The sequence below is a fragment of the Enterovirga rhinocerotis genome, assembly GCF_004363955.1.
GTDB lineage: Bacteria > Pseudomonadota > Alphaproteobacteria > Rhizobiales > Beijerinckiaceae > Enterovirga > Enterovirga rhinocerotis.
Map to the genome: position 1 here is coordinate 354,031 of NZ_SNZR01000013.1, position 12,910 is coordinate 366,940.

The 12,910-nt window shown below is 70.5% G+C and carries 13 protein-coding genes; 6 read left to right on the forward strand and 7 right to left on the reverse strand.

The annotated features are described in order from the left end of the window. Positions 1-7 precede the first annotated feature (7 nt). Positions 8-1,192: an acyl-CoA dehydrogenase family protein gene (locus EV668_RS13340; protein ID WP_133770794.1), complete on the reverse strand. Its 1,185-nt coding sequence runs from the start codon at positions 1,190-1,192 to the stop codon at positions 8-10. 134 nt (positions 1,193-1,326) lie between these two features. On the opposite strand from EV668_RS13340, the gene EV668_RS13345 reads away from it, so the two are divergent. Further along, a complete protein-coding gene (locus EV668_RS13345) occupies positions 1,327-2,217 on the forward strand; it encodes a LysR substrate-binding domain-containing protein (protein WP_166652458.1) in 891 nt (296 codons plus the stop codon). A 10-nt stretch (positions 2,218-2,227) separates the two neighbouring features. On the opposite strand, the gene EV668_RS13350 is transcribed toward EV668_RS13345, so the two are convergent. The 5 genes from EV668_RS13350 to EV668_RS13370 form a co-directional block, all read right to left on the reverse strand. Then, positions 2,228-3,436 carry an ABC transporter substrate-binding protein gene (locus tag EV668_RS13350; protein ID WP_133770798.1) on the reverse strand — a complete coding sequence of 403 codons (1,209 nt, stop codon included), beginning with the start codon at positions 3,434-3,436 and terminating at the stop codon, positions 2,228-2,230. Between the two features lie 330 nt (positions 3,437-3,766). Then, entirely contained in the window at positions 3,767-4,171 is a 405-nt protein-coding gene (locus tag EV668_RS13355; protein WP_133772006.1) for an arsenate-mycothiol transferase ArsC, read from the reverse strand. Positions 4,172-4,217: 46 nt separating this feature from the next. Next, complete coding sequence (locus EV668_RS13360; protein WP_133770800.1) at positions 4,218-4,712, reverse strand: UPF0262 family protein; 495 nt, start codon at positions 4,710-4,712, stop codon at positions 4,218-4,220. Next, on the reverse strand, positions 4,709-6,025 hold the full coding sequence (hisD, locus tag EV668_RS13365) for a histidinol dehydrogenase (RefSeq protein ID WP_133770803.1): 1,317 nt from the start codon (positions 6,023-6,025) through the stop codon (positions 4,709-4,711). Before hisD ends, EV668_RS13360 begins: the two co-directional genes overlap by 4 nt. Beyond that, entirely contained in the window at positions 6,025-6,480 is a 456-nt protein-coding gene (locus tag EV668_RS13370) for a DUF2948 family protein (protein ID WP_133770805.1), read from the reverse strand. The genes hisD and EV668_RS13370 overlap by 1 nt, the downstream gene beginning before the upstream one ends. Positions 6,481-6,638: 158 nt before the next feature. On the opposite strand from EV668_RS13370, the gene EV668_RS13375 reads away from it, so the two are divergent. The 5 genes from EV668_RS13375 (at position 6,639) to EV668_RS13395 (ending at position 11,233) form a co-directional block, all read left to right on the forward strand. Further along, the gene (locus EV668_RS13375; protein WP_133770807.1) at positions 6,639-7,013 is read left to right on the forward strand and encodes a DUF6180 family protein; all 375 of its coding nucleotides are present in this window, start codon (positions 6,639-6,641) and stop codon (positions 7,011-7,013) included. A gap of 79 nt (positions 7,014-7,092) precedes the next feature. Beyond that, entirely contained in the window at positions 7,093-7,356 is a 264-nt protein-coding gene (locus tag EV668_RS13380; RefSeq protein WP_133770809.1) for a hypothetical protein, read from the forward strand. Positions 7,357-7,440: 84 nt separating this feature from the next. Continuing rightward, positions 7,441-7,623 (forward strand): hypothetical protein, encoded by a 183-nt coding sequence (locus EV668_RS13385; RefSeq protein WP_133770811.1) that lies wholly within the window; start codon positions 7,441-7,443, stop codon positions 7,621-7,623. A 116-nt stretch (positions 7,624-7,739) separates the two neighbouring features. After that, positions 7,740-9,239 (forward strand): NAD(P)-binding domain-containing protein, encoded by a 1,500-nt coding sequence (locus tag EV668_RS13390; protein ID WP_133770813.1) that lies wholly within the window; start codon positions 7,740-7,742, stop codon positions 9,237-9,239. A gap of 215 nt (positions 9,240-9,454) precedes the next feature. After that, positions 9,455-11,233: a glycosyltransferase family 2 protein gene (locus tag EV668_RS13395; protein WP_133770814.1), complete on the forward strand. Its 1,779-nt coding sequence runs from the start codon at positions 9,455-9,457 to the stop codon at positions 11,231-11,233. 19 nt (positions 11,234-11,252) lie between these two features. On the opposite strand, the gene EV668_RS13400 is transcribed toward EV668_RS13395, so the two are convergent. After that, positions 11,253-12,860 (reverse strand): glycosyltransferase family protein, encoded by a 1,608-nt coding sequence (locus EV668_RS13400; RefSeq protein ID WP_133770816.1) that lies wholly within the window; start codon positions 12,858-12,860, stop codon positions 11,253-11,255. Positions 12,861-12,910 lie beyond the last annotated feature (50 nt).

A 12,910-nucleotide genomic window follows, 5' to 3' on the forward strand; every position in this document is an offset into this window, starting at 1 on the left:
GCGGGGCCTATGCGACGGCCTCGGTGCCCGTCCGAGGCGGGCGCGGCGGACGCTGGTCGAAGCGCCGGTCGAAGACGTGCTCGGCGATGCGGTTCTTGAGCATCTCGATCGAGCCGCCCGCGATCATCCAGCCGCGGGTGCGCCGCATGCAATACTCGGCCAGCGCCTCGGTCGAATAGCCGAGGCCGCCCATCACCTGCACGGCTTCGTTGGCGGCCTCGAATCCGGCCTGGTTGCAGGCGAGCTTCGCCATCGCGGTATCGGCGGCCGAGGGCAGTTCGCCTTCGCGCGTGGAGGCCGCGCGGTAGAGGAGGAGCCGCGCCGATTCGAGCTTCACGGCGAGATCGGCGAATTTCCATTGCAGCCCCTGGAACTCGCAGAGCGGCCGGCCGAACTGCTTGCGATCCAGCGCATGGTCGCGGGCAAGATCGAAGGCGTAGCGGCCGAGGGCAAGGGCGCGCGAGGAATTGCCGAGGCGCTCGACATTGAAGCCGGCGATCTGGCGCTTGAAGCCGCCCGGCCCAAGGAGAACGTTCTCGGGCGGGATCCGGCAATCCTCGAAATAGAGCTGCGACCACTCCTCGCCGCTCATGAAGGCGGAGGGCTGGCCGATCGTGAAGCCCGGCGTGCCGCGCTCGACGAGGACCGAGCCGATGCCGCCGACGCCGGGTCCGAAGCGCACATAGACGAGGAAGACCGACGCCTCGGGGCTATGCGTCGAGAAGACCTTCGATCCGTCGACGATGTAGCCGCCGGCCCCGTCGGGCCGCGCCGTCGTCTTGAGGTCGGTGACCGCCGAGCCGGCATCGGGCTCCGACATGCCGAGGCTGATGACGGTGCGACCGGCGAGGAGGTCGGGCAGGAAGCGCGCCTTCTGCTCGGCGCTCGCATATTCCTGGAAGGTGCGGATGGGCCCGAAATTGCCGGCCTGGATGGCATCGGCACTGCGCGGGCAGGCGGCCGCGACCTGCTCGATCGCGATCACGGCATCCATGAGCGTGCCGCCCTGGCCGCCATCCTCGACCGGCATGGTGATGCCGAGGAGTCCCTGCTCCGCGAGCAGCTTGGCCGCATCGAACGGAAATCCCGGCCGGTGGGCGCGTTCGACAGCACCGGGCTTGAGATGCTGTTCGGCGAAGCGGCGCACCGATTGCGCGAACAGGTCCTGCTCTTCGCTCAGAGCGAAATCCATGGCGTCCTCCAGGAGGCTGGCCCGAAGGCCGGTATCTTGCTGCGTGAGACATGCCCCGGCCGGACTTTGCCCAGCAAGAGAGCAGGGGTTATCGTGACATGAGTTTTCGGTAAGGTGGGCCGATGTCGAGACGGATGCCGCCTCTCAATCCCTTGCACGTCTTCGAGGTCGCCGCACGGGTCGGAGGATTTGGCAAGGCTGCTGCGGAGTTGAACGTCACGCAATCGGCCGTCAGCCGCCAGATCGCCGTCCTCGAGGACTTTCTGGGCATGCGCCTGTTTCATCGGGAACGGGCGGGCGCGACGCTGACCGAGGCGGGCCTCGCCTATGCGGCCGACATCTCCGAACCCTTCGCGCGCATCGCGGCGGCGACGGCCCGGCTGTCGGACGCGAAGACCAGCGAGGCGATCCATGTGCGCGCCTACGCCACGTTCTCGGCGAAGTGGCTCATCCCCCGTCTCACGGCTTTCAAGACGCGGTATCCGCGCACGAATATCCGCGTCTCGAGCATCGTGAAGGCCGTGGATTTCAGCCGCGAGACCGTCGACGTCGCCATCCAGCTCGGCCGCGGAGGCTGGCCGGGGACCGAGTCGGCCCTGCTGTTTCCGGATCTGCTGCAGCCGGTCGCGAGCCCGGATGTCGCGCGGGCGCTCGTCGGCGAGCCGCCGGAGGCGCTGGCGCGTCAGACGCTGCTGCATTCCTATTACCGACGCCGCGACTGGGACGACTGGCTGGGGGCCGCCGGGGTCGAGTCGCTCGATGCGAGCCGGGGCATGGTCTTCGAGAGCTCCGTCCTGACCTATCAGGCGGCGGCGGAGGGGCTCGGCATCGCGATCGGTCAGCCGACGCTGCTGGATGCCGAGATCCGGGCGGGGCGCCTCGTTCCCCTGTACGGCCCGCCCGTGCGGCGGGACCTCGGCTATTACGCGGTGTGGCCCTCCGACCGGCGCCTGCCGCGCCGCGTCGAGACCTTCATCCGCTGGCTCGAACAGGAGGCGAAGGCGTCCGAGCCGGTTCCGGTCTGACCCCGCGGGCCTATTTGGCGACCGACGGGCAGCCGCCTTCGGCGAGCGGGCGGAAGGCCTCGTCTCCGGGCACCGTCGCGACGACGTTGTAGAAGTCCCACGGCTTCTTCGATTCCTCGGGCTTCTTCACCTGGAGGAGATACATGTCGCGGACGACGCGGCCGTCCTCGCGGAGCTTCGCCCCCTTCGTGTAGAAATCCTCGATCGGAAGCTTGCGCATCTCGGACATGACGGCCTTGGCCTCGTCCGTTCCGGCGGCCTTCACGCCCTTCAGGTAATGCATGACGGCGCCGTAGACGCCGGCCTGGAGCGAGCCCGGAGCCCTGCCTCCGAAACGCTCCATGAAACGCTTCGACCAGGCCCGCGTCTCGTCGTTCATGTCCCAGTAGAAGCTGTCGGCGAGCAGGAGACCCTGCGCCTTGTCGAGTCCGAGCGCATTGATGTCGGGCAGGTTCACGAGCAGCGCGGCGATGTTCATGCCGCCCTGCGTGAGGCCGAATTCGGAGGCCTGCTTGGTGGCGTTGATCATGTCGGTGCCGGCATTGGCGAGCCCGAGGACCTTCGCGCCGGAGCCCTGGGCCTGGAGCAGGAAGGAGGAGAAATCCGCCGAGCCGAGCGGGTGGCGGGTCGAGCCCTTCACCGTCCCGCCATTGCTCTTCACGACGCGAGCCGCCTGCTCCTCCAGCGCGTGGCCGAAGCTGTAATCGGCGGTCAGGAAGAACCAGTCCTTCTGGCCCCGCCGCACCACGGCGCCGGCGACGACGTTGGCATAGGCGTAATTGTCATAGGCCCAGTGCAGCCCGACGGGCGAGCAGGCCTTGCCGGTCAGATCCGGGGTCCCGGGACCGGTGGCGAGAAAGATCCGGTTCTTCTCGCGCGAGATCTGCTGGACCGACAGGGCGACGCCGGAGGAGACGACCTCGGTGATCGTGTCCACCTGCTCGGTGTCATACCAGCGGCGCGCGATGGTCGAGCCGATATCGGTCTTGTTCTGATGGTCGGCGGAGACGATCTGGATCGGCGCGCCGTTGACCGTGCCGCCGAAATCCTCGACCGCCATCTGCGCGGCGAGCACGGCGCCGGCCCCGACATTGTCGGCATAGGGGCCGCTCATGTCGGTCAGGACGCCGATCTTGACGACGCCATCGGAAACCTGAGCCAGAGCGGGCGCTGCGGCGACCAGCGCAAACAACCCAACGGCAATCAGCCGAGCCCTCATGCATCCCTCCAAGGCGAGGCTCCTGCGGATAAGGCCTCGTCGAGCCCGCTTCACCGCAATGGCTGTGTCAGTTCAAGTTCGCATCTGGAATGACCGCGTGCAAAAACCTCACGAGGATGGCCGGCCGGCGCGAGTTGTCGCATCGCCGGACGTGATGGACCGCGCTGGCACTGGAAGAAGTCGCGGCCGTGTTGTCCGGCCGACGACGCGAGCTTTTGAGGAACTCGCCCAGCCGCTTGAGAGAGACCTGCGTCCTTCGGCTCGGCTGATCTTGAACGGCCCGCCCTTCTTCATGCGGACATGATGCCCCGGTGCGTCTCACCGGGCCTCTCACCCCCGCAGCCGCTCCCGAATCCGCTTGGCGAGACCGTCCCGCACGCCGCGATAGGCGTCCAGCATCTGCTCGCGGGAGCCCTGGACGAGGGTCGGGTCGGGGGTCGGCCAGTATTCGACCTCGGCGGCGATGCTGCGCGTCAGGTCGAGCGCCTTGTGATGCGCCTCGGGCGAGAGGGTGATGATGAGGTCGAAGTTGAGGCCTTCCCATTCCTCGAGCTCGTCGGCCGTGCGTGGGCGGTGCTTCGCGGCGTCGATGCCGATCTCGTCCAGGACGGCGACCATGAACTCGTCCTTGACGCCCTTCCGCACCCCGGCCGACTGCACATAGATGGACTTGCCGAAATAGTGCCGCGCGAGGCCCTCGGCCATCGGCGAGCGCACCTGGTTCATGGCGCACATGAACAGAACCGATTGCACGCGCCCACGCTCGGCGGCGTCCGGCACGTCAGCCTCGCCAGTGCAGCGCGAAGATCAGCGTGAAGAGGCGGCGGGCGGTGTCGAAATCGACCTCCACCTTGCCGTGCAGCCGCTGTTGCAGAAGCTCCGAGGCCTCGTTGTGGAGCCCGCGCCGGCCCATGTCGATCGCCTCGATCTGGGTGGGGGACGCTGTGCGGATGGCGGCGTAGTAGCTGTCGCAGATCGCCCGGTAGTCGCGGATCACACGCCGCAAGGGGGCGAGGGACAGGTAATGCGTGTAGCTGCCTTCGCCGCCCTCCTGGCTGATCTCGAAGGCGAGCTTGTTCTCGACGATGGAGAGGCGAAGGCGATAGGGGCCGGGGCCCTCCGGCACGCAGAACGAGTTCTTCTCGACGATGTCGTAGATCGCGATCGCGCGCTCGTGCTCCTGATCCGGATTGCCGCGCCCGATCGAGGCCTCGTCGAGGGTGACGGCCGTGAGGCGTTTGCTCGCGGCCTCGTCGGGAGGGACCTCTCCGGTCATGCGCCCGCGTCCGCCCGCCGGCTGGCCTCGAGGCGGATCGCGACCGAACGCGCATGGCCCTCGAGGCCCTCGACGCGGCCGAGCGTGACGGCGGCGGGGCCGATCGCGGCGAGCGAGGCCGGATCGCAGCGCAGCACCGAGATGCGCTTCATGAAGTCGAGCACGCCGAGGCCGGACGAGAACCGCGCCGAACGGGCGGTCGGCAGGACGTGGTTCGAGCCGGCCACATAGTCGCCGACGGCCTCGGGGGTGTGCGAGCCGAGGAAGATCGCCCCGGCATTGCGCACCCGCGCGGCGAGGGCCTCGGCATCCTCGGCCTCGATCTCGAGATGCTCCGGGGCGATCCGGTCGGAGAGAGGAAGGGCCGCCTCGAGCGAGGGCACGGTGACGATGGCGCCGTGATCGCGCCAGCTCGCCCGCGCGATCTCGGCGCGGGGGAGTGTCGCGAGCTGCGCCTCGACGGCGGCCGCGACGGCCTCGGCGAGATCGGGCGAGGAGGTGATGAGGATCGACTGCGCCGCCTCGTCATGTTCGGCCTGGGCGAGGAGGTCGGCGGCGACCCAGTCGGGATTGGCCGTCGCATCGGCCAGGATCAGCACCTCGGAGGGGCCGGCGATCATGTCGATCCCGACCTGGCCGAAGACGCGGCGCTTGGCGGCCGCGACATAGGCGTTGCCCGGCCCGACGATCTTCACGACCGGCCTGATCGTCTGCGTGCCGTAGGCGAGGGCGGCGACGGCCTGGGCGCCGCCGATCCGGTAGATTTCGTCGACCCCGGCGAGCCGCGCGGCCGCGAGGACGAGCGGGTTCAGCTCGCCCCCCGGTGTCGGCACCACCATGACGACGCGCTCGACCCCGGCGACCTTCGCCGGCACGGCGTTCATCAGAACCGAGGAGGGATAGGAGGCCTTCCCGCCCGGCACGTAGAGCCCGACGGAATCGATCGCGTTCCAGCGCCAGCCGAGCCGGACGCCTGCCGCGTCCGTCGTCTCGTGGTCCTGGGGGACCTGCGCCCGGTGATAGGCCTCGATGCGGTCCCGCGCGAGGCGGAGCGCCGCCATCGCCTCGGGCTCGACGGCGGCGACGGCCCGGTCGATCTCGTCGGCGGTGAAGGCGAGCCCCGCGGGCGCGACGGTGTGGCCGTCGAAACGGGCGGTGTAGTCGATGAGGGCCGCGTCGCCCTGTTCGCGCACGCCCGCGATGATCGAGGCCACGGCCTCGTCGACATCGACGCTGACCTCGCGCTTCTGCGCGAGGAGAGCCAGGAACCCCTGCTCGAAGCCGGGATCGCCGGCATCGAGCCGGAGAACCATCACGCGCTCCCGAGATCGTGCGCCGGGCGCGCCTTGGCGGCCCAGACGGGCCCGAGATCCTGCATCCTCGCCTCCAGGCATTCGAGATCGAGCTCGATCTCGGCGCCGCCGGCGAAGACCAGCGTGGCCGTGCCCGACGGCGCCGCCGTCTCTTTGAACCGGACGGCGAGAAGCGCAAGGGCCTCGTCGTGCTGGTCGCGGTCGAAGCCGCGGGTGCGCGCCTTCAGAACCCGTTCGAAATGCAGCCCCGTGAGGCAGCGTCGCGGATCGCTCTCCGAACAGCCCCAGTCGAACCGTCGCGCGACGAGCGCGAAACGTCCGCGCTCGGGCACGTAGGTGAGATCGCCGACGCGGATGACCGCGTCCTGGAGATGGGCCGAGATGATCGCGAGGTCGTCGTCGTCGAAGGCGACGAGTTTCAGGGTGTCGTCGGATGCGGGGGCCGGATGAGCCATGACAGGAAGGTGCCCGTGATCTGCTCAAAGGCAGATAGCCATGCCTCCGCGAGGCTGCAATGGCGGGCGGCCCGCGCGATGCGCGCGTGGGCTCTGCTAGAGATCGGCCGACGGCATCGCTGCGATCCGGCCGCGTGCCGGAACGACGAGGTATCCGAATGAAGTCTTCGACGGTTCTGATCCTGGCCATGGCAACGATGGCGGCCAGCCATGCCGCGGCCAATGATTTCAAGCTAGAATATCGGGTGGAGCGGACCGAAGCCGCAGCATTGAGTCTCGACCAATGCGCCGACATCGTGCGGAAGGAGGCTGCGGAGGCCGGCTATACGCAGTCGGTCGATCGTCATCCGGGCCAGCTCGTGACGGTGACGGGCGGGCCGAGCGGAGGCGGCTCCTCCTTCATCGTCCATTGCATCGCGGTCGACGGCAAGACCGTCTCCGTCGTCCAGGCCATCGACTATCGCGGCCGGGGCGCGACCGCGAAGAGGTTCGCCGATCGCGTTCACGCCGCGCTGACCAAGGCGGGACGATAGCGTTGCTTTGATGGTCGTCGGTAGGGCTGCGTTCAGCTAGGGCGCGGTAGCCTTCGGCGTCTCGACAGGGAGAAAAGACGTGAAACGCATTGTGCTGGCGGTGGCCTTGACCGCCATCGCGGCCTCCGCCGTCCCGGCCTCGGCGCAGTATTACGGCCCGCCGCCTCCCGGCTACGGCTATTACGACCCCTACGGCCCGCCGCGCCGCTACCGCGCGCCGCGCATGAGCGACGTCTGCGCCACCTCGCGCGGAAGCTGCCCGATCGGCGGGTTCGTGCCCTACGGATCGAGCTGCCGCTGCTTCATCCCCGGCTTCGGCTACAAGCGCGGCGGCGCGATGTAGCGCCCGGTCCTTCGCCCCCGCCACGGCGCGGCGGGCGAAGCCGCGGTTCATCGATCGTCAACGGCGATGCGCGACCCTTCGCGCATGAAGCTCACTGCGCCGCGCCTCCTCACCTTCGCCGTCTCCCTCGTCCTGATCGGCCTCGCCGTCGCGACGATGTATTGGAAGGTGCCGACGGTCGGATCCTTCGTGGCCGGGAACCGAACCGGCTTCTTCATCGGCGCCTATGCCGTCCTGGCCCTCGGCGTGCTGTCGAGGCGGCTGTGAGGGCAGGCGCTCGCCGGCCCCGGCTTGACCCGGACGTGCCGCCGATGTCCTGACAGAGCGGAGGAGCCAGGCAGCGACGCTGCGGTCGCTCGGCTCTCCGGGGCGATGGGTTGAGGATGGACAGGGTCGATACCGAAGACCGCGAAGCCCCCGGCCTCGCTCCGCGGGACAGGCCGGCGCCCGGCGGTTCGACGGGGCTCGCCGCCCTGATGCAGGCGGCGCGGCGAGACCTCGCGCTGCTCAATCATCCCCCCGCGAGCTGGGTGCTGCCGAAGGCCGGGCCGGACGGCAGGCCGGTCACGGACGTCCTGATCGTCGGTGGCGGAATGTGCGGCCAGACGGCCGCCTTCGCCCTCCTGCGCGAGGGCATCTCCAACATCCGCGTCGTCGACAGGGCGCCGCTCGGGCGCGAAGGGCCGTGGGGCACCTTCGCCCGGATGCAGACCCTGCGGTCGCCGAAGCACCTGACCGGGCCCGATCTCGGCATCCCCTCGCTGACCTTCCGCGCCTGGTGGGAGGCGCAATACGGCGAGGAGGGCTGGCAGCGCCTCTACAAGGTGCCGCGGCTGGACTGGCTGGCCTATCTGCTCTGGGTCCGCGAGGCCGCCCGGATCCCGGTCGAGAACGAGACGTCGGTCGCGAGCCTCGAGCCGGCCGGCGCGTTCATCCGCGCCGTGATCGAGGGGCCGCGCGGCCGCGAGACCATCTTCGCCCGCAAGGTCGTCCTCGCCTTCGGCCGGGACAGCGGCACCGCCCGGCGCATGCCGGCCTTCGCGGCGGGCATCTCGTCCGAGCGCCTCTTCCACTCCTCCGACGCGATCGACTTCGCGCGCTTCGCCGGCGGGCGCATGGCGGTTCTCGGCGCCTCGGCCTCCGCCATCGACAATGCCGCGACGGCGCTCGAGGCGGGCGTGCCGGAAGTGACGCTGTTCGTGCGGCGGAGCCATTTCCCGCAGGTCAACAAGTCGAAATGGGCGTCCTTCCCCGGCTTCCTGCGGGCCTACGCCTCGCTGTCCGACGAGCAGCGCTGGGGCTTCTACACCTACATCATGGGCGAGGGCACGCCGCCGCCGCATGAATCGGTGCTGCGCTGCGCGCGGCACCCCGGGTTCTCGATCCGCTTCGGCGAGGGCTGGACCGGCATCGAGGAGAACGAGGCCGGCCTCGTGGTTGAGACGGCGAAGGGCCGCTACCCGGTCGACGCGGCCGTGATCGCCATCGGCTTCGGGATCGATCTCGACGAGCGGCCCGAACTCGCAGCCTTCCGCGGCCGCTTCCTCGTCTGGCGGGACCGCGTCCCGGCCGAGGCCGCGGTCCGCCATCCCGAGCCGGCGCTCTTCCCCTATCTCGGCGACGGCATGCAGATGCTGGAGCGCGAGCCGGGCTCGCTGCCGCAGCTCTCCCGCCTGCACGTCTTCAACTGGGCCAACACCATGAGCCAGGCGGCGCTCGCCGGAGACATTCCCGGCCTCGGCATCGGCGCGACGCGGCTCGCCCAGGCCCTGGTGCGCGACCTCTTCGCGGAGGATGCGCCGGCCTTCCGGGAGCGGATGCTCGCGGCCGAGGACGACGAGCTCGTGCCGACCGCCTATTTCGTTCCGCGCGAGGGGCGCTGAGGAGGCCGCGTGGAGACCGTGCTTGGTTTTCACCCTCCCCTGGAGGGGGAGGGTCGGCGGCGAAGCCGACGGGGTGGGGTGAACCCACCTTTCATCTTCGACCGCTTCGTCGAGACCGATGGCGGGTTACACCCCACCCCGGACCTTCGGTCCGACCCTCCCCCTCCAGGGGAGGGTGATCCGGATCGGCCGGCGCGTGGCGGGCTGACGGGCGGATGGGACGTTCCCGCCTCATGCTGAGGAAGGCCGTCATCGTCGCGCGTCGCCTCTGGGGGATGCGCTGGCTGCTGCAGCCCGGGAGTTCGGCGCGGCTCGTCGCGCGGTCGGGGCTGTTCGATGCCGCGTTCTACCGGGCGGAGGCCGGGCTCGCCGGCCGCGACGATGCGGCCTGCCTCTCGCATTACATGGGGAGCGGCGGGCCGGGGGGCCTGCGCCCGCACCCCCTCGTCGATCCGGACTTCATCCGCGAGCAGATGCGGGGGCGGGGCGGACGCAATCCGCTCGTCGCCTATCTCCGCTCCGGCTGGTGGCGCGGGGTGCGGCCGAACCGGCACTTCGACCCGCTCTTCTATCTGCGGACCAACCCCGACATCCGCCTCGCCGGCTTCGAGCCCCTGTCGCATTACGCCTCCGCAGGCTGGCGCGAGGCGCGCATGCCGTCCGAGGATTTCGACCCGGAGGCCTACCGGGCCGGGCACTCGCTCGCGGAGGACGAGGACCCGCTCTCCGCCGCGCTGGCGGCGGAACGGGGTTCGCATCACGACGAGGCCGACGACGAGGCCGGGCGGGTTGCACCCGGCCCCGTCGGCTCCGCCGACGACCCTCCCGCTTCAGGGGAGGATGGGGCCGACGAATGGGCCGGGCTCGCGCCGCTGCCGCCGGGGGAGGGCGTGCCGGTCGACATCGTCGTGCCCGTCTATGGCGGCTATGCCGAGACCGTGACGACCATCCGCCGTGTGCTGGAGGCGCGGAACCGGCGGGCCTGCGAACTCGTCGTGGTCGAGGATGCGCCGCCGGAGGCGGCGATCCGCGCCGCGGTGGACGGGCTCGTCGCGCGCGGCCTCGCGACCGTCCTCCGCAACGAGGCCAATCGCGGCTTCGTCGCGAGCGCCAATCGCGGCATGGCGCTCCATCCCGAGCGCGACGTCGTCCTCCTCAACGCCGATACGGAGGTGTTCGACGGCTGGCTCGATCGTCTCGCCGCGCATGCGGGCCCGAGGATCGGCACGATCACGCCGCTGTCGAATGCGGCGACGATCCTCAGCTATCCCGTCCGCCTGCGCGACAATTGCATGCGGCTCGAATTGTCCGATCGCGACCTCGACGGTCTCGCCGCCTCGCTCGGTCCCGCGTCCTGCGAGGTCCCGACCGGGATCGGCTTCTGCATGTATGTCAGCCGCGCCTGCCTCGCCGAGATCGGCCTCTTCGACGAGAAGGCCTTCGGCCGCGGCTACGGCGAGGAGAACGATTTCTGCCGCCGCGCCGCCGCGCGCGGATGGCGCAATATCGGCATCGGCGACCTCGTCGTGCGCCACCATGCCGGTCTCTCCTTCGGACCCGAGAAGGCGGCCCGCGTCGCCGAGGCGATCGCGGAGGTGGAGCGCCGGCATCCGGGCTACCGGGCGCTCATCGACCATTTCATCCGGACGGACCCGGTGGCGGCGCTGCGGCAGCGGCTCGACGAGGCCCGCATCCGGCGGGCGGTGCCGGACCCCGTCCTTGTCCTCGGCCGGAGCGAGCGATGCGGCGCAGACGTCATCCGTCTCCGCCCGGAATACGGGCCGCGCTTCGGCCTCTATCGCGTCGAGGCCGAGGCGGCGCCGGTGACGCCGAACCTGCCCTCCTTCGGGCCTGCCACGGGGGAGGCCGAGCTCGGCGAGATGCTGGAGCGGCTCGGCATCCGCCGGATCGAGGTCGGGCCGGACGCGCCCGGCCGGCTGTCGGAGCGGATCGTCGCGGCGGCGCGGGCGAGGGGATGGGGCGTCTCGCCCTGATCCGGCGGCCTCAGGCCGCTCAGGCTGCCTCTTTCCGATCGTTCGGGGCCGCGAGGCCGTAGGTGCGCATGAAATGGTCGGCGAGCCAGGCCGCATCGTCCGCCTTCTCGAGCGGGACGAGCGTGCCGAGGCCGAGGCGGCGGAGGCGGCCTGCCACGGCCCCGATGTCGAAGGCATGGACCGGCAGGCGCAGCTTGAGCGCCAGGGTCAGCGTGAAGGACCAGGTCTCGGGCCAGATCGCGGGCACGAAGACGATGTCGGGCCGAGCCCGGCGGATCGCCGCCTCGGCTTCGGCTTCCCGGTAGCGCCCGACGATCTCGACGCCCGCATCGCGCAGGCTCGCATCATGCGCGGACGGCCCGATCAGCACGATGTGCAGCGGCAGGCCCTGCGCCTTCACGTGTTCGGCGAGGGCGCGGATCACCGCGAAGCCTTTCGGGGCGTTGAGGGCCCCGATGAGGCCGATCCGCAGGGGGCGATCGACCGCTCCGCCATGTCCCCCCTCCGCATCCCGAGGTGCAGGTGAGCGAGGCGGCTCGATGCCCGTATCGTCCTCCGGCTCCCAGACCGAGACGGCAAGGTCCGGCCAATATTCCGCGAACCGCGCGGCCGCATCGGCGTGCGGCGCCACGAGCCGCGCGGCGGCGCGGAGCAGCCGGCCGGTCTCCTCGCGCCAGAGGGCGGGGGGCACACTCGTCGCGAGGCCCCGGCCGTCGCTGACGCAGGCCTCGCAATCCGCCCGCAGCGGGCCGCCGCAATAGCGGCCGTCGCGGGCGATCAGGTTGATGCGCGGACAGAGCATCAGATAATCGTGGAGGATCACTTCGAAGGGGAGCCCAGCCTCCGCGCAGAGGGCCGGGAACCAGGTCACGACGCCGGGCGGCAGATCGACGATGTGGTTCAGCACGATGCGCGTGATGCCGCTGCCGTGCAGCCAGTCCCGGAAGGCATCGGCGTCTTCGCCGAGGTCGAAGACGGTGCCCTCCTCGTCGGGCGCGCCGAGCCGGACGGGGCGGAAGAGCGGCGCGCGCGTCGTGTCGCGGGCGAGCCGCGTGACGCGATGGCCCTCGGCCAGGAGGGTCGCCTCGTAGAGCGCGAGGTAGCGTTCGCTGCCGCCGCCGCGCGCATGCATGATCGTCAGGACATGCTCGCCGTCCGATGGGGCCTCGCGGGGATGGGCCTCGATCATCAGGCTGGAGGTCGGGATCGGCGGCGAGCCGGCCGGCGCCGCCGCGAGGCGGCGGGCGTAATGGGCGAGGGGATCGCGCGCCCAGGGGAGGTCCGGATTGTCGGCGCGATAGAAGACGGGGTCGAAGCCGGGACGGGGCGCATAGCCCCGGAGGCATCCGATCAGCCCGTAATGGAGCACGGGGTCCCGCGCCGCGCCGGTGCGCCATTCGGGAGGCAATTGGCGGAGGTAATAGGGCCCGTCCACATGGGGCGCGATCAGCCGGAAGCGCGGCAGCCGCCGGATCCAGGCCCGCCACGGTGCGACCGGCCCCAGGATCGCGATCTCGGCGAAGAGGCGCGAGAGCAGCAGGCCCCAATGCTGGAGCCGGAAGCGCGCGACGAAGGCGAGGACGGCGTTCGAGAGCCCGAGGGCTCTGGCGGAGCCGTCTTTCGGCACGATGCGTCGCTCCGGCTGGGTCACGCCCGCGCCATACAGGCCGAGGCCGG